Raw genomic sequence first — 25,469 nt, 5'->3', positions numbered from 1 at the left:
ACGAAGGACGTGCGGATGACCGAGCCGATCCGGCTGCTGCTCGCCGACGACCAGGCGCTGGTCCGGGGGGCGCTGGCCGCGCTGCTGTCGCTGGAGCCGGACCTGACCGTGGTCGCCGAGGTGGGCCGGGGCGACGAGGTGGTGCCCGAGGCCCGGCGCAGCGCGCCGGACGTGGCCCTGCTCGACGTGGAGATGCCCGGCCTGGACGGGATCGCCGCGACGGCCGCGCTACGGGCGGCGGTGCCCGGCTGCCGGGTGCTGGTGGTGACCACCTTCGGTCGCCCCGGCTACCTGCGCCGGGCGATGGAGGCGGGCGCGAACGGCTTCGTGGTCAAGGACACCCCGGCCCGACAGCTCGCCGACGCGGTCCGCCGGGTGCACGCCGGGCTGCGGGTGGTCGACCCGACCCTGGCGGCGGAGACCCTGGCCACCGGGGCGAGCCCGCTGACCGAGCGGGAGACCGAGGTGCTGCGCACCGCCCGGGGCGGCGGCACGGTCGCCGAGCTGGCCGCCACGCTGCACCTGTCCGAGGGGACGGTGCGCAACCACCTCTCCTCGGCGATCGGCAAGACCGGCGCCCGCAACCGGGCCGACGCCGTGCGCGTCGCGGAGGAGAACGGCTGGCTGCTGGGCCGGTGAGCCTCAGGCGAGCACGACCACCTCGGTGCCGGGGTGCAGCGCGGCGAGGAGCTGGCGCTGGCCGCTGCGGGTCAGCCGGATGCAACCGTTGGTGACGTCCTCGCCGAGCGTGTCGTCGTCGTGCCAGCTGTGCAGGCCGATGTGCGCGCCGCGCAGTCCGGTCGGCACCGCGTCCGGGTCGTCGGGCACCGCGCCCAGCGCGAAGATGTCCACCCCGCCGTAGACCTCCTGCGGCGGCGGTGTGCGGCCCAGCACGAAGGTGCGGCCGAGCGGGGTGGACTGGCCGGGTGCGCCGAGGCTGACCGGCCAGGAGTGCACCGGTGCGCCGTCGCGGTACCAGGTGAGCCGGTGCGCGCGACGTTCCACCACGAGCTGGTCGGGCAGCGCGACGGTGGTCCAGCCGCCGGCCGGCAGCCAGGCGATCCGGCGGTTCGCCGAGGGCAGCAGCACGGCGGTCCAGCCGACCTGCCGGTCCACCACGGGCACGGTCAGCGGCACGTCGCTGATGGTGGGGGCGAGGAACGCGCGGGGCCGCCCGCCGGGCGCGTCGTACGCGGCGATCCGGCGCTGCGGGGTGAGCCCCTCGGTGAGCGGCCGGGTGTCGGCGGTGCCCGGGTCGGCGGGGAAGCCGGTCGGCGCCGGGTCGTACGTGACGACCGGCAGGTCGGCCGGGGCCGGCGCGGCCGGCGGCACGGACTCCTGCGGCGTGGGGCTCGGCGGGGCCGGCGGGGGTGCGGCGGCGACCGACACCGGGGCCGGCGCGCCGGTGAGGGCCCGCCCGACCAGCAGGGCGGCGGCCAGCAGCAGCGGTACGCCGAACGCGGCGAGCAGCCAGCCGAGGGTCCACCGGGAGATCAATCGGTCAAACAGCACGAAATTACTCTAATCGACGGATGCCCCCCGCTCCGCCGGATCGGCGGGGCGAGGGGCGTCCGGGCGGGCGCGGACCGGCCGGATCGGGCCGGCCCGCGACCGGGTCAGGGCAGCTTCGCGCCGATGTGGATGGCGATCGCGTCGTGGGCGTTGACCGTGGCGGCGAACCAGCCGGCGGAGTCCACCGTGACCACCGGCCCGCTGCACGTGCCGTTGCTGAAGTCGCCGTGGATGACGTCGCAGTACCGGCCGGCCGGCAGGCCGGTGTAGTACGAGCGGCCGGTGACCGCGAAGTCCTCGTCGTTGACGGTGAGGTAGCCCTTGCCGGTACGGCTGAAGGCGATGTGCTGGTAGCCGTTGTCGTACCAGTTGCTGACCCCGGTGCCCTGGACGGCGTTGTTGAAGCCGACCATGTTGGCGATCGCCCGCCAGCGGTGCTCGCACTCCCAGCCGGAGTAGCAGGTGGTGTTCAGCACCTTGTTGGTCGCGTCCGAGGGCGGCGCCTGGTCCTTGTTGCTGAACGTGAAGCTCGACATCACCGCCGGGGTGCCGTACGGCCAGGCGAGCATGAAGGCGTTCGCGAGGGCGTACTCGCCGCGGTCCCTGTAGGTGAGCACCCCGCCGTCGCGCTGGGTGTCGTGGTTGTCCACGAAGGCCACCGCCTGGCTGCTCGGCAGGTAGCCCCAGGCCTCGCCGAAGTTCTTCAGGTACGCCAGCCGCTCGCTGTTGAACATCCGGGCCAGGTCCTTGCCGTACCGGAACTCGTGCACGTCGCCGTTGCCGGTGTACTCGGTCGGCTGGACCGGCTCACCGGCACCGTAGATGACCTCCTGCACCATGTACGCCGGGCGGGAGAGCTTGGCCTTGATGGCGGCGATGTCGGCGGCCGGCATGTGCTTGCTGCCGTCCATCCGGAAGCCGTCCACGCCCAGCGACAGCAGGTCGTTCATGTACGTGGCGAGCCGGGTGCGGACGTAGTCCGACTCGGTCTTCAGGTCCGCGAGGTTGACCAGCTCGCAGTTCTGCACCTCGTAGCGGTCGCTGTAGTTGACGATGTCGTTGGTGCCGTTGCGGCCGCAGTAGTGGAAGTCCTGCGCGCCGTAGTTGCCCGGGTAGTTGTAGTGCCCGTACGTGGTGCCGGCCCAGCCGGTGCCGCCGTTGTCCTGGCCGGACATGTGGTTGACCACGGTGTCGACGATGACCTTCACGCCGGCGTTGTGGCAGGTCGTGACCATCGACTGGAACTGCGCCCGGGTGCCCTTGCGGGACTCGATCCGGTAGCTGACCGGCTGGTAGGAGACCCACCACGGGGCGGCGTTGACGTGCTCCTGCGGGGGTGACACCTGCACGTAGCCGTAGCCCTTGGGGCCCAGCACGTTCGTGCACTCGCTGGCCACCGAGGTCCAGTTCCACTCGAAGAGCTGGACGATGACCTTCTTGCTGCCGGGCGTGGCGGCGGCGGCCGGGGGTGCCGCCACCGCGGTCGGGACGAGCAGGCTCGCGGCGAGGCCCAGGACGAGGGCCGCCGACCGGCATCGACGTCGATGCATCGGAACTCCTGTGGGGGTGCGGGGGGACGGGGGTGCGGGGAGGGAGTTCGTGCCGTGTTTTTGCAGGCGTGCCTGAAATTTTCGGCAAGGTTACAAGCGCGTTGCAAGACCTGTCAACGGATGGACATACGTCGTTGCGGATCGCGCCGGTACACGCGCGGCGGGCCCGGACGGTTCGACAGACCCGTCGAGAATTTCGCCACCGGACTGATCCGCGCACCACCTCCGTCCGTACTGGAGGTGGGAGCAGGGTCGGCCGGTGGGGCGCCGCCGCGAGACGATCGAGGAGCAGATGGCCCGGGCAGAACAGAACGAGAAGGCGGCGACGGTCCGGACCACCAGCACCAGCCGTGGTGCCCGGACCATGTCGAGATCCGCGATGATCGCGCTGGGCGCGTCCGTGCTCGCCCTCGCCTGGGCCGGCGTCGAGCTGGCCGGCGCGGGCGGCACCATGTACGCGTACGGCTTCTTCTTCACCGAGTTCTTCGCCGGGGTCGTCGCCCTGGTCTCGCTCAGCCTCACCGTGATGCTGGGGCTGCTCGCCACCGACCGGCTGGTGCTGCACATCCGGCACCGGGTGCTGTTCCAGTCGGCGCACCGGGCCACCGGCATCCTCGGCGTGGCCGGGCTGGTCTTCCACGTGATCACGAAGATCTCCATCGGCCGGGCCGGCCCCACCGACGCCGTGGTGCCCTTCGTCGGCGGCCGGGGCCTCTACGTCGGGCTGGGCACCGTCGCCGCGTTCCTGATGGTCAGCGTGCTCTGGACCGGACTGATCCGGGTCCGCTTCGCCGGCGTCGGTCCGAAGTGGTTCTGGCGGGCGCTGCACTCGATGGCGTACGTCTCCTGGCCCTTCGCCCTCATCCACGGCCTCAACGCCGGACGGACCGCGAAGGGCTGGGTGGTGCTGAGCTACCTGGCCTGCGTGCTGCTGGTGGTGGTGGCGCTGCTGGTCCGCGCCTCCGTCTACCTCGGCAAGCGCAGCCGGGAACAGCAGCAGGCCACCGCCCTGAACAAGGCGATGAGCGGCGCCGGCGAGCAGGGCCGGGGGCTGCTGGCCGCGCTGGGCCGCAAGCGCGCCGCCGGTGAGCAGGAGAAGGGTCGCGGCTCCAGCTGGGCGGAGAGCACGGCCGGCACCTGGACCGCGCCGGCCGGCACCGCCCGCCGACGCGACCCCGACCGGTTCGCCGTCCCGGTGGTGCCGGAGCCCGGATCGCTGCGCGAGCCGGTCCGGGCCGCCGCGGCCCGTCGCCGCGGCGCGGCCGAGCCGGTCTCCGGGGCCCGTGCCCGGACGGAGGAGCCGGTCGGCGCCGAGCGCCGCCGCGACACCGTCCGGCGCACCGGCGAGCCGTCCGCGCCGCGCGACGAGGAACGCCCGTCCCGGCGTACCGACGAGCGGCCCGGCCGGCCGGCCCGGCGGCGCGCCGAGCGCGAGGCGGTGGCCCGGCGCGGCGACGAGGAGCGCACGGCCCGCCGCTACCGGGACGAGGAGGAGCGGGCGCCCCGCCGGTCGGCGGCCGACGAGGACCTGGTCGCCCGCTACTCGGCCCCGCCGGAGTCCGGTGGTCGCCACTCGGCCCCGCCCGACCCGGGTACGCGCTACTCGGCCGCGCCCGACACCGGCGGCCGCCGGCCGTCCCGGGACGGGCAGCCGGAGGAGCCGTGGGACAGCCCTCGCCGCTGGCAGAGCGAGCCGGTGTCGGCCGGTCCGGTCTCCGGCACCCCGGTCTCGGCCGAACCGCGCAGCGGCGCCGGCCGGCACAGCGTCGAGGAGGAGCCGGACTACTGGCGGCCCCCGGCCCGCTACGACGTCGAGGAGGACACCTTCGTGGACGACACCCCCACCCTGGTCGACCTCGCCTCCCGCCGGGCGCTTCGCGCCTCCGGGGACAGCCGGTCGAGCCGGCGGCGACGGGCCAGCGCCGAGGCGGTGGACGGCGCGTACTGGGCCGGGCTGCGGGGTGAGGCGAAGTGAGGCGGACGACCGTGCCGCCGGTGGCCTGCATCGGCGAGGCCCGGCTCACCGCCGGCTTCGCCGAGTTCGGCCGGCTCGACCTGATGGCTCACGAGGACGTGCACGGGCCGATCGGGCCGGTGGAGCCGGCCGCGCTGCTCCGGCTCGCCGAGGCGATCGACCTCAAGGGCAAGGGCGGGGCGGGCTTCCCGTTCGCCCGCAAGCTGCGCGCCGTGCTGGAGTCCTGCGAGCGGCAGGACCTCTCCGCCGTCGTGGTGGTCAACGCCACCGAGGGCGAGCCGGCGAGCTGGAAGGACAAGGTCCTGCTCACCCGCGCCCCGCACCTCGTCCTGGACGGTGCGGCGCTGGCGGCGTACGCGCTGGACGCCGACGAGATCGTGATCGGGGTGTCCGACGACGAGATCGGCCGGCCGTCGCTGACCGAGGCGTTGCAGGAGCGGCGGATGCCGGTGCCGACCACCGTGGTCACCGTGCCGCACCGGTTCATCTCCGGTGAGGGCGGGGCCCTGGTCAACGGCATCAACGGCCTGCCGCACATCCCGCCGGGCACCAAGAAGCGGTCCAGCGACTCGGGGGTGGGCGGGCTGCCCACCCTGCTCTCCAACGCCGAGACGTACGCGCAGCTCGCGGTGGCCGCCCGGCTCGGCCCGTACGAGTACGCGGCGCTCGGCACCGACGACGAGCCGGGAACCGTGCTGCTCACCGTCACCGGGTCGGCGGCCCGGCCGGCCGTCGTCGAGTGCGCCGCCGGCACCCCGCTGCGGGACATCCTCGACCTGTGCGAGGTGCCCGACGGCCCGGGGATCCTGGTCGGCGGCTATCACGGCAAGTGGATCAGCCGGGAGGCGGCGGAGCGGGCCGAGGTGTCCCGCAAGGGTCTCGCCGCGGTCGGCGGGGCGCTCGGCGCCGGCATCGTCGTCCCGCTCGGCCACGACACCTGCCCGCTGGGCGAGACCGCCCAGGTGGTCCGCTACCTGGCCGGGGAGTCCGCCGGGCAGTGCGGCCCGTGCAAGATGGGCCTGCCCGACCTGGCCCGCGCCGTCGACCTGGCCACCGCCGGCAGCGCCCCGGTCGAGGTGGTCCGGGCCGCCGCCGGTGACGTGAAGGGGCGCGGCGCGTGCAGCCACCCGGACGGCACCGCCCGGTTCGCCCTCTCCGCCATGGAGGTGTTCGCCGACGACCTGCGGCTGCACGCCACCGGCGAGGGCTGCGGCAAGCGGGTGAAGGGCGTGATGGGGCTGCCCGGTGCCCCCGACGCGAACCCGCAGAAGCTCACCCTGGACTGGTCCCGCTGCGACGGGCACGGGCTCTGCGCCCACGTGGTGCCCGACTTCATCCGGCTGGACGGCAACGGTTACCCCGCCTTCCCGCCCACCCCGGTGCCGAGCTGGCTGCGGCAGGGCGCGCTCAAGGCGGTCAAGGTCTGTCCCGAACTCGCGCTCCGGCTGGTCAAGGCCGAGTAGCCGACCGCAGAGGAGACTCGGATGGCACGTCGTACCCCCGTGGTGACCCGACGCCTCGTCGCGGCCGCCGTGCTGGCCGCGCTGCTGCCCGCCGCGGCGGCCTGCGCGACCGCGCCGGAGCGGGCCGCGCCGGTCGGCGCGGTCGCCCCCGCGTCCCCGGCGGGCGCGGAGCCGGCACCGGCCGCGACGCCGACCGCCGCCGTGGCCCCGGGCCGCGTGCCGGAGACGCTGTCGTTCACCGCGAAGACCCTCGACGGTACGGCGTTCGACGCCGCGCGCCTGGCCGGCCGCCCGGTGGTGCTCTGGTTCTGGGCGCCCTGGTGCGCCACCTGCGCGAGCCAGGCGTGGACGGTGGCCGAGATCGCCCCGAAGTACCGGGACACCGTGCCCATCGTCGGCGTCGCCGGGCTCGGCGCGCAGCGGGCCATGAAGGATTTCGTCCGCGAGTTCGACCTGGGCGGCACCCCGCAGCTCGACGACCGGGCCGGCACCCTGTGGCGGCGGTTCGAGGTCGTCGAGCAGAGCACCTTCGTGGTCGTCGACCGCGACGGCCGCGTCGTGCACCAGGGCTACCTCGACGGCGAGTCCCTCACCCGCCAGGTGGAGACCCTCGCGAAGGGCTGACGGCGGCGGGGGCCCGGACGATGCCGGGCCCCCGCCGTCGTCGCTCCGTGGGTCAGCGCGGGGTGAGCCGGTCGGTGCCGAGCTTGTCGCGGAGCACCTCGGGCACCACGACCGAGCCGTCGGGCTGCTGGCCCTGCTCCAGGATGGCCGGGAAGAGCCGGCTGGTGGCCAGCGCGGAGCCGTTGAGCGTGTGCACGAAGCGGGTCTGCTTGCCGCCCGGCTCCCGGTAGCGGATGGCGGCCCGGCGGGCCTGGTAGTCGCCGGCCCAGGAGACCGACGACACCTCCTTGTACTTGCCGGTGCTCGGCATCCACACCTCGACGTCGAGCGTCTTCTTCATCGAGGCGCTGGCGTCGCCGGCGGCGAGCAGGCTGGTCTGGAAGTGCAGGCCCAACTGCTCGACCAGGCTCTCGACGTGACCGACCATCGCGGTCAGCGCCGCGTCCGCCTGCTCCGGCAGGGTGAACTGGAAGATCTCCACCTTGTTGAACTGGTGCCCGCGCACGGTGCCGCGCTCGTCGGAGTGCGAGCCGGCCGCCTCGCGCCGGTAGCACGGGGTGTACGCGAACGCCTTCAGCGGCAGCTTCGCCGTCTCCAGGATCTCGTCCTGGTACGCCCCGAGGATCGCCGTCTCCGCGGTGGGCAGCAGGAACTGACCGCGCGGCGCGGACTGCTTGTCCATCCGGTAGACGTCGTCGTAGAACTTCGGGAACTGCCCGGACGCGAAGCCGGCGGTGTCCAGCAGCAGGTGCGGCGGGAGCAGGAACTCGTACCCGGCCTGGATGTTCTGCTCGATCAGCCAGTTGACCAGCGCCCACTCCAGCCGGGCGCCGACGCCGGTGTACATCCAGAAGCCGGAGCCGCCGAGCTTCACCCCGCGCTCGTGGTCGACCAGGCCGAGCGCCCGGCTCAGTTCCACGTGGTCGCGGACCTTCTCGATGGCCGGCGCCGCGCCGAACGTCCGCACCACCCGGTTGGCCTCCTTGCCACCGGCGACCACATCGTCGGCGGGCAGGTTGGGCAGCTCGCTCATGGTGTCGCGCAGTCGGGACTGCACCTCGTCCAGCTGGGACTCCAGCTCGGCGAGCTGCTTGCGCTCGGCCTCGGGGGCGGCCGGCTCCGGCGTGGTGCCGGAGCGCTTCGCCTGCGCGTACGCCCGCGCCTCGGCCTTGCGGCGCTGCCGCTCGGCGTCGATCTCCGTGATCAGGGCGCGTCGTTCCTGGTCGAGCCGCTGGATCTCGTCCAGCGCCCGGTTGGCCTCGGCGGGATCCAGACGCTTCGCCAGCGCGGTCGCCACCGCCTCGCGATCCTTCCGGATCAACTCCATGTCGAGCATGCTGCTCCGTACGCCTCCGTCCAGGCAGTCAGGTGGGACCCCCAGAGCCTACCGTCGCGCCCCTTTCCGCCCGGCCCGGCCCGTGGACGCGGCTCCCGCCGCCCCGGACCGAGCGGCCGGGTGACGGTCGGTGACGCCGGACGGGTGGCGGGTCCTGCTGACTCACCGTGACCGGTCTGGCCCGGGGCGGGACGACGCTCGCCCCGTCCGCCGCAATCTCACCGGCCCGACCAGGTCAACCGTCGAGCGACGGCTCGGCCCCGGGATGTCCTCGCCCCCGCCTTTGCTCTGCTTCAACCGACGCAACAGTCGCGCAGAGTTTCTGTTGCGTGGGTTGAAGCAGAGCAAAGGAAGCCGGGGGCAGAGTGCCGAGAGTGGCCGGGCGTGACCCTGCGTCACCCTGACCACGGGTGCGGAGGTGACCGCCGGGCCCGGCCCAGGCCGCGGTCGGTCAGAGGCGGACCGGCATGAGGACGGAGAAGGCGTCCGCGTCGTCCGGGCGGCGGACCGCCAGCGGGGTGATCGGGCCGTCCAGCTCCAGCACCAGCTGCCCCCGGTCCCCGGCGTCCAGCGCCTCGAGCAGGTACTCGCGGTTCACGCCCACCCGCACCGCCGTCGGGCCGGTCTGCTCGTCTGGGCCGACCACGCGCCATCCGCCCCGTTCGTCGAGGCCGAGCACCGCCACCTGGTGGCGTACCCCCTCGTGTTCGCGGACCAGCGTCGCGGCCCCCTCGGCGCTGAGCGCCGAGCGCAACGCGGCCACGTCGACCTCGATCCGGTAGGCAGGTGCGCCACCGACCTGCGCGTGCAGCAGCCGCCGGTAGTCCGGGAAGTCGTACGGCAGCGGGGTGGCGACCAGCGGCCGGCCGGCGACCGACACCTCCACCCGCTCGGCGCCGACGGCCAGCTGGGCCTCCGGGGTGGCGCCGACGCCGGTGTCGAGCAGCGCGCGCAGCTCGTCGACCGCCGCCACCGGCAGCAACGCCCGGACCACCGGCCCGTCGACCCGGGCGGCCACCCGGGCCATGGCCAGCCGGTGCCGGTCGGTGGCCACCAGCCGGACGCCGTCCGGCTCCACGTCCAGCAGGACACCGGCCAGCACCGGCAGCTCGGGATCGGTGCCGACGGCGAAACGGACGGCGGCCACGGCGGCGGCCAGGTCGGCGCGGGACAGCGCGATACGGGTGGTCACGGGGTTCTCCTCCGGGTCGAGCAGGGCACGGATCCGGGAGAGCTCACGACGGGCGTCGGTGAGGCCGTCCTCCAGCCGCCGCAGGTGCGCGTCGAGCAGCCGGTGGACCACCGCCGGCTGGTGCCGGTGCCGCAGCGCGTCGGCGATGCCGGCCAGCGGCATCCCGACCCGGCGCAGCCCGGCCACCAGCCGGGCCGGCGCGACCTGGTCGTCGGCGTACCAGCGGTAGCCGGTGGCCGGGTCGACCAGGACGGGCACCAGCACGCCCGAGCGGTCGTAGAACCGCAGCGCGCTGACCGTCAGGCCGCTGGCCCGGGCCAGCTCGCCGATGCTGCGCAGGTCGCTCTCCACGAGGCCCGATGCTGGGCCCTCAACCCGGTCGAGGGTCAAGTGGTCGTACCCCCGTCGAGCACGCGGAACGTGATCCCGGCGGCGACCAGGCGGTCCAGCAGGGCGTCGCCCATCGCGGCCACCGGGGTGACCTGCCCGGCGGTCGCCGGGAGGTCGTCCAGCGCCAGGCAGAGCGCCGACTCGGCGAGCATCTTGGCGGTCTCGTCGTAGCCGGGGTCGCCGCCGGCCACCTCGGTACGGACCGTCCGGCCCCCGCCGGTGCCCACGAACCGGACCCGGAACCACGACTTCGCCCGCTGCTCGGCGCTCGGCCCCTGCCCGGAGGAGAGCCGGCCGAGCAGCCAGCGCCGGGTCGGCGGCAGCTTCACCAGCCCGACCAGGCCGGCCATGCCGACCCCGGCCACCAGCACGGTCGGCAGCCGCTTGAGCGCGGCGAAGTGCCGGTAGCGGAAGTCCGGCCCGTACTCCGGGCGGGCCGCGGCCGAGCGGCGGACGACCTGCGGGTCGATGGTGGGCAGCGGCACCGCCCACATCCCGGTCCCGGGCACCCGGCCCAGCTTGCCGGGCACCGCGCGGACCCGGCGACCCTCCGGGCGCGGCTCGACCGCCCGGCGGGCCTTCGCCGCCCGGCTCGCCTCGCCGGTCCGGGAGAACGCGGTGAGCGCCGAGTGGTACGTCCCGGCGGAGAACTTGCCGCCGGCCCGGACGAAGCCGTCCACCGTGATCGGCCCGTCCGACGGCAGCTGCTTGACGGTGTAGAAGGCGCCCAGGTCGTGCGGGATCGAGTCGAAGCCGCAGGCGTGCACCAGCCGGGCCCCGGTACGGACCGCCTCGGCGTGGTGCCGCACGTACATCAGGTCGACGAACTCCGGTTCGCCGGTGATGTCGAGATAGTCGGTGCCGGCGGCGGCACAGGCGGCGACCAGCGGCTCGCCGTGGTGCACGTACGGGCCGACGGTGCTGGCCACCACCCGGGCGCCGGTCGCGACGGCCCGCAGCGACGCCGGGTCGGTCACGTCGGCGGTCAGCAGGGGCAGCTCGGCCAGGGCCGGGTCGATCGCGACGAGGCGCTGCCGTACCGCGGCCAGTTTGTCGGGGTTGCGGCCGGCCAGCGCCCAGCGCAGCCCGGCCGGGGCGTGCCGGGCGAGGTACTCGGCGGTGAGGCCGCCGGTGAAGCCGGTGGCGCCGAAGAGGACGAGGTCGTGGGTGCGGTCGTCGCGCATCCGCCGAGTGTGCCACCCGCGGCCGCGCCGATCACGGGGAGAAGACCGCCCGGATGCAGCCGTCGGCCCGGTCGCGGAAGAGCGCGTACCCGTCCGCGCCGCGTTCCAGCGGCAGCCGGTGGGTGGCCAGGTACTCGGTGCGCAGCTCGTCGCGGGCCATCCGGTCGAGCAGGGTGGGCACCCAGCGCTGCCCGTGCTGGCGGGCGCTGCGCACGGTCAGGCTCTTGTTCATCACCGCGCCGAGCGGGAACGCGTCCACGGACCCGGTCCAGGTGCCCAGCGCCACCACGGTCCCACCCTTGCGGCAGGCGTGCACCGCCTCGCGCAGCGCGAGCGGTCGCTCCGCGCCGCCGCCCAGCCGGCCGAGCAGCCCCGGCGGCTCGGCCGCCATCCCGACCGCCTCCACGCACACGTCGGGGCCCCGCCCGCCGCTGCGCTCGCGCAGCTCGGCGAGGACGTCCACGTACCGGTAGTTGAGCGGTTCCGCGCCGACGTGCCGCTCCACCATCCGCAGCCGGTCGTCGCGGTCGTCCACCACGACCACCCGGGCCGCCCCGTGCGCCAGGGCCGCGCCGGCGGTGAGCTGGCCGACCGCCCCGGCCCCCCAGACCGCCACCACGTCGCCCGGGGCCACCTCGCCCAGCTCGGCGCCGAGCCACCCGGTCGGGGCGGCATCCGAGGCGAACACCGCCCGGTCGTCGCTGACCGCGTCCGGCACGGTGAACGCGCCGACGTCGGCGTACGGCACCCGGACGTACTCGGCGTGGCTGCCGGCGAAACCGCCCGTCAGGGCCGGGTGGCCGTAGCAGCCGGCGGTGGGCTGGCCCCAGGCCGAATCGGCCGCCGGGCCGGTGGTGCCGTTGTCGCAGCAGGCGTAGAGCCCCTGCCGGCAGAACCAGCAGGCGCCGCAGGCCACCGCCGCGCAGACCACCACCCGGTCGGCGACCCGGTGCCGGCGCACCTCCGCGCCGACCTCCACCACCTCGCCGAGGAACTCGTGGCCGAGCACGTCGCCGGTGGCCGGCCGTGGTGTCCGGCCGGCCAGCAGCGGCAGGTCCGCCCCGCAGGTCACGCTGCGCCGCACCCGGACGATCACGTCGCGGGCGTTGCGCAGTTCCGGGTCGGGGACCTCCCGGACGGCCAGCTCGTCCGGGCCGGTCCAGCACAGTGCCCTCACCCGGCGGCTCCCGGCCGGTCGAGCCGGGACCGGTCGGCCCGCAGCACCTCGCCGGTTTCGACGAGTTGCTTGGCCTCCCGCAACAGCTGCCGCAGGTACCGTCCGGGGTCGTCCCCGACCAGGTGCGCGGCCATCCCGGGCAACTCCGCGTGCCCGCCGAGCGGGCGCGCCGCCAGCTCGGTGCCGCGCCCGCCGGGCGCCGGGCGGGCGGACAGCTGCACCGCGCCGTCGAGGGGACGCAGCGGCTCGGGCCACCGCCCGCGCGGCAGCACCTCGTCGGGCCGGCCGGCCACCGTGACCACCTGCGCGCGACCGGGCCGCGGGTCCGTCCCGGTCGCGCCTTGCGGCCGCTCCCGCCGGCGTACGACCAGCCGCGCGGCGCCCGCTCCGGCCGCGGCGACGAGCCCGGCCACGGTCAGTCGTCCCGTGCGTCCCACCTGCCCCTCCCGTCGACGTCGGGTGCCCTGCGTCTCCACCGTCGTCCCCGGCGGGGTGAAACCGGCTCGCCCCGAGGGGGTGAACCCGCCCGCGCCGGGTAAACGCCGCCCGCACCGGGGGAGCGGACGCGACGGGGGAGGGCCGCATGCCGGACGAGGCTGACCGCGTCGAGGTGGCCGAGGCGTCGGAGGAGGTGACCGCGACGGTCCCGGCTGAGCCGGTCGTGGCCGCGCCGGCCGCGCCGCCGCCGTTGCTCGCCTCGCGGTTGGCCGCGCCCGCGCCGCCCGAACCGTTGCTGGCCCGTCCCCGGCTGCTGGACCGGCTGGACCGAGGGCTGGCCGGGCCGGTGACGCTGGTCAGCGCACCCGCCGGCTGGGGCAAGACGACCCTGCTCGCCGCCTGGGCCCGACACACCGGGGTCACGCCGGCACCGGCCTGGGTGTCGGTGGAGGACTCCGACACCGGCGCGCGGCTCTGGTCGTACCTGGCCGCCGGGCTGCGCGCGGTCGGGGGCGACCCGGCGGACGACGGGCCCCGACCGCCGGTGCCGGACGGGCCGCCCCGGCCCGACCAGCTCGAACTGCTCGCCGCCGCGCTCGCCACCCGGGAACACCCGGTGCTGCTGGTCCTGGACGACCTGCATCGGATCGCCGACCCGGCGGCGCTGGCCGGGCTGGAGTTCCTGCTCCGGCACACCGAGGGGCGGCTGCGGCTGGTCGCCGGTGCCCGGGGGGAGCCGGCGCTGGCCCTGCACCGGTGGCGGCTGGCCGGGGAGCTGACCGAGATCGGCCCGGGGGAGCTGGCCTTCACCGACGACGAGGTGGCCGACCTGCTGGTGGCGTACGGGGTGCCGGTGCCCGCCGCCGCGGTGCCCCGGCTGCGGGCGCGCACCGGCGGGTGGCCGGCGGGCCTGCGGTACGCGGTGCTGGCGCTGCACGGCCGGGCCGACCCGGCGCGGGCGGTCGAGCGGTTCGGCGGCGACCAACCGGACGTGGCCCGGTACCTGCGGGACGAGGTGCTCGCCCCGCTCACCCCGGACACCCGGGACGTGCTGCGGCGCACCGCGGTTGCCGGGGCGGTCTGCGCCGACCTGGCCGACGCGCTGACCGGGCGGCCCGACGCCGGTCAGCTCCTCGGCGAGCTGGCCCGGTCGGGCGGCTTCGTGGAGGCCGACGGCGGCAGCCCGGCCTGGTACCGCTGCCACCCGCTGCTGGCCGACCTGCTCCACGACGAGCTGGGCCGGCGGCTCGCCGAGGAGCGGGACGACCTGCACCGGCGGGCCGCCACCTGGTACGCGGCCCACGGCCGGCCGGCCGAGGCGCTGCGGCACGCGCTGTCCGGCGGCGACTGGGACCGGGCCACGGAGCTGCTGACCGAGCACTGGCCGGAGCTGGTGCCGTACGAGCCGGACGGGGTCGCCGGGCCGGCGCCGGGCGGGCCCGGCGACGAGGCGCTCCGGCGCGACCCCGAGCTGGGGCTGGCCTGTGCCGCCGAGCGGGCGTACGCGGGCGACACCGGCGCGGCCGCCGGGCACCTGCGCCGGGCGGTCGGGCTGGCGGCCGACCTGCCGGCCACCCGCGCGGACCGGTTCCGGCGGGTGGCCGGCGTGCTGGAGCTCACCCTCGCCCGGCTCGCCGGTGACCACGACGAGACCCGCCGGGCGGCCGAGCGGCTGCGCGCCGCCGGGCCGGGCGAAGGCCCCGGGGCGGCCGACGTCCGGGCGGTCGCCGGGACCGCGGCGGGCCTGGTCGCGCTCGACGAGGGGCGGCTACCGGTCGCGGCGCGGTGGTTCGCCGAGGCGCGGGCCGCCGCCCGGGAGGCGGGCCGGTCCCGGACCGAGTTGGTCTGCGCGAGCCGCGCCGCCCTGCTGGAGGCGGTCCGGGGGCGGTTGCGGGCGGCCGAGCGCACCGCGCGGGAGGCCCTCGACATGCCGCCCTGCGAGGGCTGGTCCTGCCGGGTCGACTGCGGCTACGCGTACCTGGCGCTGGCCCTGGTGGCGTGGCACCGGGACGAGCCGACGGAGGCGGCGGCGCACCTGGCCCTGGCCGGGCCGGCCCTCGCGGAGCCCGTCGCAGGGGTGCTGGCCGCGCTCTGCCGGGCCGAGCTGCTGGCCGTACGGGGTGAGCCGGCGGCCGCCCTGCGGACCCTCGCGGCGGCCCGCGAGGTCGCGGCCGGACCGGAGCCGGCCGACTGGCTGACCGTGGGGGAGGCCCAGTTGCGCGCCCTGGTCGGCGACGTGCCGACCGCCCGCGCCCTGCTCACCGAGGCCCGCGCCCGGCTCGACCCGGTCCCCCCGCCGGCCGGCGGGCCCGCCGCCGCGCGACCGGCTTCCGCGCCGGCCGGCGAGCCCGCTCCCGCGCCACCGGCTTCCGTGCCGACCGGAGAGCCCGCCCCCGCGTCACCGGTCCCGGCACCGGCCGGGACGGCGACCGGCGCGGATGCGGGGCCGGAGCGGGCCGGGCGGCTGGCGGCGCTGGGCGTGGCGCTGGCCCGGGTGGAGCTGCGGGCCGGCGACCCCCGGGCCGCCGGCCGGGCGCTGCCGGACTGGGCCGGGGAGGACGCCGGCTCCTGGCCGTTGGCCGTCCGCCTCGCCGCCGGCCTGCTGGAGGCGGTGGTGGCGCACGCCGACGGCGACGACCGGCGGGCCGGACGGGTGCTGGAGCGGGTGCTGGACCTGGCCGAGCCGGAGGGCTACCGACGGGTCTTCACCCGCGCCGAGCCGGGCGTACGCGACCTGCTCGCCGCGCACCTGGACTCCGGCACGGCGCACTGGGCCACTGTCAGCGACCTGGTGCGCGGGGCGGACGAGCGGCGCGCCGACGAGCCGGCGGAGCGGTCCGACGAGCCGGCGCGGCCGTTGGACGAGCCGCTCACCGAGCGGGAGCTGACCATCCTGCGCTACCTGCAGAGCATCCTGTCCAACGTGGAGATCGCCGGGGAGCTGTCACTGTCGGTCAACACGGTGAAGACCCACGTCCGCAACATCTACCGCAAGCTCGACGCGACCCGCCGGCGGGAGGCCGTCCGGCGGGCGCGCGAGCTGCGGCTGATCTGAGCGGTCAGGGGTTGGCGGCGGCGTCCACCACGGCCAGCAGCTCGGCCAGGTCGTAGCCGCCGTCGTGGCGGACGTCGTTGACGAAGAGCGTCGGGGTGCCGTTGACCCCGCTGCGGATGCCGCCGACGAAGTCGCGCCGGACCCGGTCGGCGTGCGCCTGCCCGGACACCTCCGCGCCGATCTCGTCGGGCGGCATCCCGAGCTGCTCGACGCCGAGCGACAGGTGCACCGGGTCGAGCTGGTCCTGGTGCTCGTAGAGCCAGTCGTGCAGCTCCCAGAACCGGCCCCGCCGGCCGGCGGCCTCGGCCGCCTCGGCGGCGCTCTCCGCGTACGGGTGCACGTTGGCGATCGGGAAGTGCCGGTAGACCAGCCGGACCGTTTCCGCGCGCTGGCGCAGCAGCTCGGCCAGGTTCGGGTACGCGGCCCCGCAGAACCGGCACTGGAAGTCGCCGTACTCGACGACGGTGACCGGGGCGTCGACCGGTCCACGGGCATGGTCGGTCTCGGTCACCGGGGTCCGCAGCCGGGCGGTGGTGACCTGCAGTGGCGTGGTCATCGGCTCACCACCCGCCGGTCCGCCTCCAGCGCCTCCAGGGCGTCGAGGATGCCGTCCACCCCCGGGTTGACGTCCATCGGCGACAGGTGGCTCCAGGCCACCGTGCCGTCGGGGTCGACGACCACCAGGGCCCGGGCCGCCTGCCCCTGCGGGGTGTACGCGCCGTAGCGGCGGGCCACCGCGCCCTTGGGCTCGTAGTCGGCCAGCAGCGGGAACCGGACACCCCGGCTCTCCGCGAAGGCGTTGTGCGACCAGAGGCTGTCCACCGAGATGCCGAACAGCACGGCGTCGTACCGCTCCAGCTCGGGCAGGGCGGCCTGGTAGAGCGCCATCTGGTCGCCGCAGACCGGCGTCCAGTCGGCCGGGTAGAAGGCGAGCACCACCGGGCGGCCGCGGAACTGCTCGGGGCCCACCTCTCGCCCGTCCGGGGTCGCCGGCAGGGTGAACCCGGGCGCGGGCCGCCCGGGTCCGATCAGCCCGTTCGGATCAGTCATGGTTCCCAGCCTGGCCGGTGCCCGGGTGACCGGGGATCACCCGGGCCGGGTGGTTCCGCTCAGCGCCCCACGGTGACGTGGTTGTGCACCTCGCGGATGCCGGGGGCGGACCAGACCACCCGCTCGATCTCCTCCCGTTCGGGCACGGAGTGCACCAGCCCCTCCAGCACGGCGGTGTCGCCGTGCACCCGGACGCTGATCCCCTCCGCCTCGCCTGCGCGGTTGCGGGCCAGCGCGTCCACGATCCGCTCGGCCAGCTCGTGCCCGTCGGCCCGGACGTCCGGTCGGACGGTGATCCCGTTGCTCACCCCGCGTACGCCGGTGAGCCGGCCGACGGACCGTTCGGCGGCCCGGCGCTGGTACTCCCACTCGACCTCGCCGTGCAGGGTGACCCAGCCGTCGGCGACGGTCACGTCGAGCGCCTCGACCGGCACGAAGGCGTCCCACTCCAGGGCCCGGACGGCGGCGGTGGCGATCTCCGGGTCGCTCTTGTCGGCCGAGGTGGCGATCCGGACGGCGAGGTCGTTGGCGACGGCCCGGACCCGGCGCACCCGGTGCGCGGCCCGTTCGGCGGCCCACTTCTTGGCGTAGCTGTCCACCGAGCCGCTCAGGGTGACCACGCCGTCGGTGACGGTCACCCCGATCTCGGTGGGGCGTACCCGGGGCTCCCAGGTCAGCTCGTCGAGCACGTCGGACTGGATGTCCTGGTCGGTACGGGTGATCGTCGCGGTGGCCATCGGCGGCTCCCTTCCGGGTCGGTGGTCGCGGCGCGGGTCCGGCGCGCCGGCACGGACGTCCGCACCACGATCCTGGCTCCGGCCCGGGTGAGCCGCCCTCACCCGACCGGGATGACGAGTTCCGTGGGAGCGCTTCCATAGCCGGTCGGGAACGGCTACCGTGAAGGTCCCTCGGCCTGCGGGAGCCAAGCGCGCCGACGGGGAGCCCGGGCAGCTCCCCCCTGTCACGCCGCCGGCGGCACACCGCCGCGCGTCGCTCCCGTCCCCACCACATTCGGGCAACCGAGAGGATCCCCCGCCCATGCGCAGAAGTCTCGCGGGCGCGGCCGCCGCCGCCCTGGCCGCCACCGCCGCGGCCGTCGCGGTGCAGTTCGCCGCCGCACCCGCCACCCCGGCCGCCGCCGCCTCGGCCGAGCCGTACAGCTGGAAGAACGTCCGGATCGACGGCGGTGGCTTCGTCCCCGGCATCGTCTTCAACCAGACCGAGAAGAACCTGGTGTACGCCCGCACCGACATCGGCGGCGCGTACCGCTGGGAGCAGGCCACCCGGTCCTGGACGCCGCTGCTGGACTGGGTCGGCGCGGACAAGTGGGGCTGGAACGGGGTCATCAGCCTGGCCACCGACCCGGTGCAGACCAACCGGGTGTACGCCGCGGTCGGCATGTACACCAACGGGTGGGACCCGAACAACGGGGCGATCCTGCGCTCGACCGACAAGGGCGCCACCTGGCAGGCCACCGAGCTGCCGTTCCACAACGGGGGCAACATGCCCGGCCGGGGCATGGGGGAGCGGCTCGCCGTCGACCCCAACAGGAACAGCACCCTCTACTACGGCGCCGAGGGCGGCAACGGCCTGTGGCGCAGCACCGACTACGGCGTCACCTGGGCCAAGGTGACGGCCTTCCCCAACGTCGGCAGCTACCCGTCCACCGGCTCGGACAACCAGGGCGTCGTCTGGGTCAGCTTCGACAAGAGCACCGGTACGGCCGGTTCCGCCACGAAGACGGTCTACGTCGGCGTGGCGGACAAGAACAACCCGGTCTACCGCAGCACCGACGCCGGGGTCACCTGGCAGGCGGTGCCCGGCGCGCCCACCGGCTTCATCCCGCACAAGGGCGTGGTGGACCCGGTCGGCGGCTACCTCTACCTCGCCACCAGCGACACCGGCGGGCCGTACGACGGCGCCAAGGGCGACGTGTGGAAGTTCAGCCGGGCCACCGGCACGTGGACCCGGATCAGCCCGGTCCCGTCGACCAGCACCGACGACACCTTCGGCTACTCCGGCCTGACCATCGACCGGCAGCACCCGAACACGATCATGGTGGGCACCCAGGTCTCCTGGTGGCCGGACGCGGTCTTCTGGCGCAGCACCGACGGGGGCGCCACCTGGACCCGGATCTGGGACTGGGCCGGCTACCCGAACCGCAGCTTCCGCTACAAGCTGGACGCGTCCTCGGTGCCGTGGCTGACCTTCGGCAACACCAACCCGACCCCGCCGGACACCTCGCCGAAGCTCGGCTGGATGAACGAGTCGATCGAGATCGACCCGTTCGACTCCAACCGGATGATGTACGGCACCGGCGCGACCGTCTACGGCACCACCGACCTCACCAAGTGGGACACCGGCGGCCAGTTCACCATCACGCCGATGGTGAAGGGGTTGGAGGAGACCGCGGTGCTCGACCTGATCAGCCCGCCCAGCGGTGCTCCGCTGCTCAGCGCCCTCGGCGACATCTCCGGCTTCAGGCACGACAACCTCGACGTGGTGCCCGGGTGGACGTACACCGACCCGAACTGGGGACCGCACGACCTGGACTACGCGGAGACGAAGCCGAGCGTGATCGTCCGGGCCGGCAGCTTCAAGGACGCCGACCGGCCGGGCGACAGCCACGTCGCCTTCTCCACCGACGGCGGCACGAGCTGGTTCCAGGGCACCGAGCCGGCCGGCCTCACCAACGGTGGCACGGTCGCCGCCGCGGCCGACGGCAGTCGGTTCCTCTGGGCCCCGGGTGACGCCGGCGCGGCCGTCGTGTACTCGGTCGGCTTCGGCACCTCCTGGACCGCCGCCACCGGCATCCCGGCGAACGCGCAGATCACCGGGGACCGGGTCAACCCGAACCGGTTCTACGGCTTCAGCGCCGGCCGGCTCTACGCCAGCACCAACGGTGGCGCCAGCTTCACCGCGACGGCGGCCACCGGGCTGCCGTCGTCCGGCCGGCTCAAGGCGGTGCCCGGCCAGGAGGGCGAACTCTGGGTGACCGGCTCCGGCGGGCTGTGGCGCTCGACCGACGGGGGCGCCACCTTCACCAAGCTGGCCGCCGTGAGCTCCGCCGGCAATGTGGGCTTCGGCAAGGCCGCGCCCGGCCGGACCCACCCGGCGGTGTTCGTGATCGGCACGGTGGACGGCACGCACGGCGTCTACCGCTCCGACGACACCGGGGCCAGCTGGGTCCGGATCAACGACGACCGGCACCAGTACGGCAACGCGGGCGACGCGCTGACCGGCGACCCGCGGGTCTACGGGCGGGTCTACCTCGGCACCAACGGCCGGGGCATCCTGGTCGCCGACCGGCTCGGCGGCACGCCCAGCCCGACGCCCACCTCGGCCAGTCCGGCGCCGACGTCGGCGTCACCCGGCCCGACCGCGCCGAGCCCGTCGCCCACCGCGCCGAGCCCGTCGCCCACCCCGACCGCGCCGAGCCCGTCGCCCAGCAGCAGCGGCTGTGCGGCCACGTACGCGGTGACCAACTCCTGGCCGGGTGGCTTCCAGGCCGAGCTCACGGTCCGCAACTCCGGTACCGCGCCGGTCGCCGGTTGGACCCTCTCCTGGACCTTCGCCAACGGCCAGAAGATCACCCAACTCTGGAACGGGTCGTACACCCAGTCCGGGGCGGCGGTGACCGTCAAGGATGTCGGTTGGAACGGCAACCTCGGCGTCGGTGGCAGCACCTCGGTCGGCTTCACCGGCAGCTGGACCGGTGCCAACCAGGTCCCGGCGGTGTCCTGCACCGCCCGCTGACCGCGCAGCACACAGCGGTGGCCGCCCCGCAGGGGCGGCCACCGCTCGTCGTTGCGGTCCGTCGGCCGGGTCGGTCAGCCGTCCAGGCCGACCGGGGAGTCGGGCCGGTCGACGTCGACGAACTCGATCTCGTCCAGGTCGCGCGAGCGGGCCCCGGCGGCGCGGGCGGCGGTACCGGCGGCCCAGCCGACCGCGGCCCCGGCCAGCGCGGCGGCGATGAGCAGGGTCCACGGCAGCGCCGGCCGGCGGCCGGCGAGCGCGTCGAAGGCGAGGGTGGCCCGGCGGCGGGCCTCGTCGGCGGCGGAGCCGACCAGGTCGGAGGCGTCGTCGGCCAGCCCCGAGCCGTTACGGCGGGCCGACCGGGCGACGTCCCGGACGCTGTCACCGGCGGAGCCGACGGCACCGAGCAGGTGCTGCCACGCCTGGTCGGCGATCCGCTCGGGCTTGTTGCGGCGGTCCAGCAGGGCGGTTCCGAACATCGTCTTACCTCCTCGGGGGCCGGAATCCGGCGGCGAATCGGACTCCGGTGTTCATCCGGCGCGCGGTCTCCTCTCCGCCCCTGTGCCCATCGCCCGGGCCCGCCAAACCCGCGGTCCGGGGCGGGGGCGTGGACGCGCCGGGGTCGGGTGCGGCGCGGGGCGGGCGCGGTACCGCTACCCTGGGTCCGCGGATCGGCCGGCCCGGCCGATCGTTGACGGTTGAGAACAGTTGTCCCAGGGAAAACAGGAAGCTGAAGATCCGGATTGGATGCCCAGGTGTGCCCAGTCCGCGAATTGCTCATCCCGAGGGGTGGCGACCGAGGGCATCGGAGGAATACTCTCGGTCGCGGCCCGCGTACTGATGAGGCGCCCGTACGGGCGAGTGGAGGTGCTCGCGTGAGCCTGTCGATCGTGAAGTCGGTTCTGCCGGGTGGTGTCGTGCAGATCGCCCCACGGGGTGAGATCGACGTCGACACCGCGTACGAGGTGCGTGAAGCGATCGCCGAGGTGCTCGCGAAGGCCCGGCCGGCCCGCATCGAGCTCAACATGCGGCTGGTCACCTTCATCGACTCCGTCGGCATCAGCGCCATGGTCGCCGGCTTCCAGACCGCCGAGGTCAGTGGCGTGAAGCTGGTGGTCACCGAGCCGAGCCGCTTCGTGCACCGCCAGCTCTGGGTCACCGGCCTGCTCGGCCTCTTCGGCGCGCCCGAGCCCTACTTCGCCGACAGCGGCTCCGAGGTGCTCCCCGGCGCCTGAGCCGCCCCACCGCCGTCGCGGGCGGGCCGATCCCCCTCGGTCCCGCCCCGTGCTCGTCCGCCGGGGACCTTCGACCGTTGCGGGGCCGGCCCCGGTACGGGACGATCGTCCGGACCGTCGACGGCGAGGGGGAAGGGTTGCTCAGCAGCGACAGCTTCAGCTACACCGTGCAGGCCCGGTGCCCGCGAGCGGAGGCAGCCGCCCTGCTCGGTGACCTGACCCGGCAGGGCGAGCTGCATCCGCTGATCGTCCGGGTGCGGGAGTTGCCGCCCCGGCCGGGCGCGCTGGCGAGCTACGCCATCACCGACCGGCTGGCGCTGGGCCCGTTGCACTTCCCGGTCACCTACCAGGCGGACGTGCTGATCGCGACCGACGACGAGGTGGTGACGGTGGCCCGGCAGCAGCCGGCCACCACGGTGCGCAACCACACCCGGCTGCGCGACGAGCCCGACGGCGTGGTGCGGATCGACGTGGAGATCACCCTCAGCGCGCCGGCCCCGCTGTTCGGCTACGCCTTCCGGCAGGCCCGGGCGGCCCACCTCGGCCTGGCCAGCCGCCTCGGCGCGACCCTGGAGGGGCGGGCGGCCTGAGTCAGGCCCCCGGCCGGGCCGGCACCGCCCGGCGGGCCACCGGCGCGGCGGCCCGGCGCAGCCGTCCCCACGGCTTGTACGTGGAGAGCACGGTGACGGTGACCAGCAGGGTGCTGGAGACGGCCGGCGCGATCACCAGGTCGGCGCGCAGGTGCATCGACGCGTCCCCGGCCAGCGCGCCGAGTTCCCGGACCCGGGGCAGCAGCGCCAGGTTGACCAGCCCCAGCATGACCGTAGTGATCGCGAACTTCACCAGCACCCAGCGCCAGCGCAGCAGGCCCCACGGGCTGAGCAGCGCACTGGCCAGCCCGAGCAGCCAGACCACCAGGCTCAGCGGGGCGAACAGGTAGGTGACCAGCAGCCCGGCGGTCGGATAGACCACCGCCGGGTCGGCCCCGCGCAGCCCGGCGACACCCAGGGTGAGCAGCACCAGGTCCGCGCCGAGCCAGCCCAGCGAGGTGACCAGGTGGACGGTGAGCAGGGCCTTGCGCCCGGCGGGGGAGAGTCGGCTCATGCCGCCGATCCTGCCCCGGCGCACTGGTGGCGTCGTGGTGCCGCTGTCGACATCGCGCGTACGTCGGTGGACGTACGGGTGGCCCGCCGGACGGCGGGCCACCCGCACGAATCAGTACACCGACAGGTGCACGTGGTTGGTGTGGTCGCTGGACGGGTCGCCGTTGCCACCGCTGTACGCCTTCCAGCCGCTGCTGGGCAGCCAGATCCGCTTGAACCAGATCACGTAGAGCACGGCGAGGGCGTCGGAGTTGCGGATGAAGTACGCCGCCAGGTTGTTGCCGTACGTCCGGTCGCCGCCGCTGGCCACCCCGCCGAAGCCGTCCTTCTGCGCGGCGAAGTCGCAGGCCCGACCCTTGGGATGCTCACCCGACCCGCTGGGCCGGTGGCAGGAGACGTACCGGGTGAAGCCGGCCGCCTTGGCCTGCTGCAGGGCGTGCAGGGTGCGCGGGGTGATGCAGCCGTCGGCGGGCGTCGGGTCGTTGACGCTGCACGACTCGGGCGGCCAGGAGCCGTCGGAGCTGCGCCGGGCCGGCTCGGCGTTCGCGCTCGACGTACCCCGGTTGTCGCCGCTGTCGCCGCTCTCGCCGTCGTCGGCGGCGGCGGCCTTGCGGTTCGCCACCTCCAGCGCCTGTTCGGCCTGCTGCTTGCGCTTGGCCATCACCGCGACCTGCTTGCGCTGCTCCTGGATCTCCACGGCCAGCGCGGTCTGGGTGCGGGTCGCCCGGTCCCGGGTGTCGATCAGCTCGCGCAGCGCCCGGTCCTCCTGGGCGGCGACCTGTTCCAGCGCGGCCGCGCGGTCCATGAAGCCCTCCGGGCTGCCGCTGGAGAGCAGCGCCGAGGCGGTGCCGAGCCGCCCGGAGCGGTACGCCACCCCGGCGATCTCGCCGACCTTGGCGTCCCGGGTGCCCAGCTCGGCGTTGATGGTGGTCAGCTCGGTGCCGAGCTGCTTCTGCCGGGCCACCGAGCGGGCCAGCGCGGCACGGGCGTCCAGCCAGCCCTTGCTGGCCGCGTCGAGTTGGGCCCGCAGGGCCGGGGTGCCGCCCTCGTCGTCGTCGCCGGGCGCGGCGGCGAGCAGGCCGGTCGGGGAAGCCGCCGAGGCGGGGGAGACCGGCACGGTCGCGACGCCGAGGGCGAGCGTCGCGACGAGCAGGGCCGCCAACCGGGCGGCCGTCCGTCGTACGGGTGGAACCGTTGGCATGCACATGTCCTTCCGTCATCCGCCGACCGGGTTAGCTGACGGGTTCGGGACGGAAGATCCCTACCGCGCGGACGCGGATGCACCCCAGGTGCGTGGTTCCCCGGCTCGCCGTGCTGCGGCGATTAGGCGACGGCCCACCCTCCGGACGCCGACGGGCGGCGCCCGACGCGGGCCGCGATCGAGCCTACCGGCGGGTCACCGACCCGGCTCGGGTCGCGTGGGCGGTCAAACCGCCCAAAACCGGCATAGGGCTACAATAACCACTGGAATTTAAGATTGTCCTAATTACCACTCGGTCGGCCCGCAGGCGCCGGCCGACGCTCCGGGTTCGATCTGCAACGTGGCGTGATCGATGCGGAAGTCCTCGTGCAGCGCGGCCCGGGCCGCCGCCAGCACCTCGCCCACCTCCGCGCCCGGGTGCATGGTCAGGTGCGCCGAGGCCACGTCCATGCCCGAGGTGAGCGTCCAGACGTGCAGGTCGTGCACCTCGGCCACGCCGGGCACGGCGGCCAGCCGGTCGTGCACCGCGGTCACCTGGAGGTGCTCCGGGGCGGCCTGCACCAGGATGCGTACCGCGGCGCGGCCGAGTCGCCAGGTGCGCGGCAGGATGAACAGACCGATCGCGACCGCGACCACCGGATCGGCCCACCACCAGTCGGTGAGCGCGATGACCATGGCCGCGGCGATCACCCCGAGCGAGCCGAGCAGGTCGCCGAGCACCTCCAGGTACGCCCCGCGCAGGTTGATGCTCTCCTGCGCCCCGGCGCGCAGCAGGGCGAACGCCACCAGGTTGGCCAGCAGGCCGAGCACCGCGACGACGAGCATCGGGCCGGCCAGCACTTCCGGCGGCTCGCCGAACCTGCGGACCGCCTCGACCAGCACGTAGATCGCGACCACGCCGAGCAGGACCGCGTTGGCGAGCGCGGCCAGCACCTCGAGGCGGTAGAGCCCGAAGGTGCGCTGCGGGTCGGTGTCGCCCCGGCGGGTCGCGGTGATCGCGGCCAGCGCCATGCCGATGCCCAGCACGTCGGTGAACATGTGCCCGGCGTCGGAGAGCAGCGCCAGGGAGCCGGTGCCGAAGGCGGTCACCGCCTCGACCACCATCAGGGCGCTGAGCACCCCGAAGGCGGCCCAGAGTCGACCCCGGTGGCGGTGTGCGGCGTTGGCCACCGCGCCGCTGTGGTCATGCCCTGCGCCCACGCCCACACCCTCTCGTCCCCGGCCCCGG

At 75.2% G+C, this 25,469-nt stretch carries 22 protein-coding genes and 1 riboswitch; of the genes, 8 read left to right on the top strand and 14 right to left on the bottom strand.

Annotated elements, in window-relative coordinates; all coding sequences use genetic code 11:
* Nucleotides 1-15 precede the first annotated feature (15 nt).
* Complete coding sequence (locus tag GA0070611_RS15250; RefSeq protein ID WP_091664634.1) at nt 16-639, top strand: response regulator transcription factor; 624 nt, start codon at nt 16-18, stop codon at nt 637-639.
* A gap of 3 nt (nt 640-642) precedes the next feature.
* Here GA0070611_RS15250 and GA0070611_RS15245 read toward each other — a convergent pair whose 3' ends face one another.
* Entirely contained in the window at nt 643-1,512 is an 870-nt protein-coding gene (locus tag GA0070611_RS15245) for a L,D-transpeptidase (protein WP_091664632.1), read from the bottom strand.
* A gap of 104 nt (nt 1,513-1,616) precedes the next feature.
* Entirely contained in the window at nt 1,617-3,062 is a 1,446-nt protein-coding gene (locus GA0070611_RS15240) for an alpha-amylase (protein ID WP_091664630.1), read from the bottom strand.
* 259 nt (nt 3,063-3,321) lie between these two features.
* Here GA0070611_RS15240 and GA0070611_RS15235 point away from each other — a divergent pair, with 259 nt between their 5' ends.
* Genes GA0070611_RS15235 through GA0070611_RS15225 form a run of 3 tightly spaced genes read left to right on the top strand, consistent with a single transcriptional unit; the run spans nt 3,322 to nt 7,124 of the window.
* Nucleotides 3,322-5,037, top strand: a complete 1,716-nt coding sequence (locus tag GA0070611_RS15235; protein WP_231921131.1) for a hypothetical protein — start codon at nt 3,322-3,324, stop codon at nt 5,035-5,037.
* Nucleotides 5,034-6,500, top strand: coding sequence for an NADH-quinone oxidoreductase subunit NuoF family protein (locus GA0070611_RS15230; protein ID WP_091664627.1), 1,467 nt, complete (start codon nt 5,034-5,036; stop codon nt 6,498-6,500). Before GA0070611_RS15235 ends, GA0070611_RS15230 begins: the two co-directional genes overlap by 4 nt.
* A 21-nt stretch (nt 6,501-6,521) precedes the next feature.
* Nucleotides 6,522-7,124 carry a redoxin domain-containing protein gene (locus GA0070611_RS15225; RefSeq protein WP_091664625.1) on the top strand — a complete coding sequence of 201 codons (603 nt, stop codon included), beginning with the start codon at nt 6,522-6,524 and terminating at the stop codon, nt 7,122-7,124.
* A 52-nt stretch (nt 7,125-7,176) separates the two neighbouring features.
* Here GA0070611_RS15225 and serS read toward each other — a convergent pair whose 3' ends face one another.
* The 5 genes from serS to GA0070611_RS15200 form a co-directional block, all read right to left on the bottom strand.
* Nucleotides 7,177-8,460 (bottom strand): serine--tRNA ligase, encoded by a 1,284-nt coding sequence (serS, locus tag GA0070611_RS15220; protein ID WP_091664623.1) that lies wholly within the window; start codon nt 8,458-8,460, stop codon nt 7,177-7,179.
* 451 nt (nt 8,461-8,911) lie between these two features.
* Entirely contained in the window at nt 8,912-9,991 is a 1,080-nt protein-coding gene (locus GA0070611_RS15215; protein WP_091672966.1) for a DNA polymerase III subunit beta family protein, read from the bottom strand.
* Between the two features lie 47 nt (nt 9,992-10,038).
* Complete coding sequence (locus GA0070611_RS15210; protein ID WP_091664621.1) at nt 10,039-11,226, bottom strand: saccharopine dehydrogenase family protein; 1,188 nt, start codon at nt 11,224-11,226, stop codon at nt 10,039-10,041.
* A 31-nt stretch (nt 11,227-11,257) separates the two neighbouring features.
* Entirely contained in the window at nt 11,258-12,403 is a 1,146-nt protein-coding gene (locus GA0070611_RS15205; RefSeq protein ID WP_091664619.1) for an alcohol dehydrogenase catalytic domain-containing protein, read from the bottom strand.
* Nucleotides 12,400-12,840, bottom strand: a complete 441-nt coding sequence (locus GA0070611_RS15200) for a hypothetical protein (RefSeq protein WP_091664616.1) — start codon at nt 12,838-12,840, stop codon at nt 12,400-12,402. Before GA0070611_RS15200 ends, GA0070611_RS15205 begins: the two co-directional genes overlap by 4 nt.
* 146 nt (nt 12,841-12,986) lie before the next feature.
* Here GA0070611_RS15200 and GA0070611_RS15195 point away from each other — a divergent pair, with 146 nt between their 5' ends.
* Nucleotides 12,987-15,896 (top strand): LuxR family transcriptional regulator, encoded by a 2,910-nt coding sequence (locus GA0070611_RS15195; RefSeq protein WP_091664614.1) that lies wholly within the window; start codon nt 12,987-12,989, stop codon nt 15,894-15,896.
* 4 nt (nt 15,897-15,900) lie between these two features.
* On the opposite strand, the gene GA0070611_RS15190 is transcribed toward GA0070611_RS15195, so the two are convergent.
* From GA0070611_RS15190 to GA0070611_RS15180, 3 genes are read right to left on the bottom strand one after another with little or no spacing between them, the layout of a single operon-like run.
* A complete protein-coding gene (locus GA0070611_RS15190; protein ID WP_091664611.1) occupies nt 15,901-16,452 on the bottom strand; it encodes a DsbA family protein in 552 nt (183 codons plus the stop codon).
* Complete coding sequence (locus tag GA0070611_RS15185) at nt 16,449-16,946, bottom strand: redoxin domain-containing protein (RefSeq protein WP_091664608.1); 498 nt, start codon at nt 16,944-16,946, stop codon at nt 16,449-16,451. The genes GA0070611_RS15190 and GA0070611_RS15185 overlap by 4 nt, the downstream gene beginning before the upstream one ends.
* A 59-nt stretch (nt 16,947-17,005) precedes the next feature.
* The gene (locus GA0070611_RS15180; protein WP_091664605.1) at nt 17,006-17,683 is read right to left on the bottom strand and encodes a BON domain-containing protein; all 678 of its coding nucleotides are present in this window, start codon (nt 17,681-17,683) and stop codon (nt 17,006-17,008) included.
* 301 nt (nt 17,684-17,984) lie between these two features.
* Here GA0070611_RS15180 and GA0070611_RS15175 point away from each other — a divergent pair, with 301 nt between their 5' ends.
* Nucleotides 17,985-20,702 (top strand): cellulose binding domain-containing protein, encoded by a 2,718-nt coding sequence (locus GA0070611_RS15175; RefSeq protein ID WP_091664603.1) that lies wholly within the window; start codon nt 17,985-17,987, stop codon nt 20,700-20,702.
* Between the two features lie 74 nt (nt 20,703-20,776).
* Here GA0070611_RS15175 and GA0070611_RS15170 read toward each other — a convergent pair whose 3' ends face one another.
* Nucleotides 20,777-21,181 (bottom strand): hypothetical protein, encoded by a 405-nt coding sequence (locus tag GA0070611_RS15170; protein WP_091664601.1) that lies wholly within the window; start codon nt 21,179-21,181, stop codon nt 20,777-20,779.
* A 396-nt stretch (nt 21,182-21,577) separates the two neighbouring features.
* On the opposite strand from GA0070611_RS15170, the gene GA0070611_RS15165 reads away from it, so the two are divergent.
* Nucleotides 21,578-21,937: an STAS domain-containing protein gene (locus GA0070611_RS15165; protein ID WP_091664599.1), complete on the top strand. Its 360-nt coding sequence runs from the start codon at nt 21,578-21,580 to the stop codon at nt 21,935-21,937.
* A gap of 77 nt (nt 21,938-22,014) precedes the next feature.
* The gene (locus GA0070611_RS15160; protein WP_231921130.1) at nt 22,015-22,527 is read left to right on the top strand and encodes an SRPBCC family protein; all 513 of its coding nucleotides are present in this window, start codon (nt 22,015-22,017) and stop codon (nt 22,525-22,527) included.
* A gap of 1 nt (nt 22,528) precedes the next feature.
* On the opposite strand, the gene GA0070611_RS15155 is transcribed toward GA0070611_RS15160, so the two are convergent.
* From GA0070611_RS15155 to GA0070611_RS15145, 3 genes are all read right to left on the bottom strand, one after another.
* Nucleotides 22,529-23,041 carry a hypothetical protein gene (locus GA0070611_RS15155; RefSeq protein WP_091664597.1) on the bottom strand — a complete coding sequence of 171 codons (513 nt, stop codon included), beginning with the start codon at nt 23,039-23,041 and terminating at the stop codon, nt 22,529-22,531.
* 111 nt (nt 23,042-23,152) lie between these two features.
* On the bottom strand, nt 23,153-24,241 hold the full coding sequence (locus GA0070611_RS15150) for a coiled-coil domain-containing protein (RefSeq protein ID WP_091664595.1): 1,089 nt from the start codon (nt 24,239-24,241) through the stop codon (nt 23,153-23,155).
* 4 nt (nt 24,242-24,245) lie between these two features.
* Nucleotides 24,246-24,380: riboswitch (cyclic di-AMP (ydaO/yuaA leader) on the bottom strand.
* A 146-nt stretch (nt 24,381-24,526) separates the two neighbouring features.
* The gene (locus GA0070611_RS15145) at nt 24,527-25,441 is read right to left on the bottom strand and encodes a cation diffusion facilitator family transporter (protein WP_091672960.1); all 915 of its coding nucleotides are present in this window, start codon (nt 25,439-25,441) and stop codon (nt 24,527-24,529) included.
* Nucleotides 25,442-25,469: the final 28 nt, after the last annotated feature.

Origin of the sequence: Micromonospora auratinigra, assembly GCF_900089595.1 — a bacterium.
Lineage (GTDB): Bacteria > Actinomycetota > Actinomycetes > Mycobacteriales > Micromonosporaceae > Micromonospora > Micromonospora auratinigra.
Note: the sequence above shows the minus strand (reverse complement) of the source record. Positions and strands in the feature narration are given on the sequence as shown.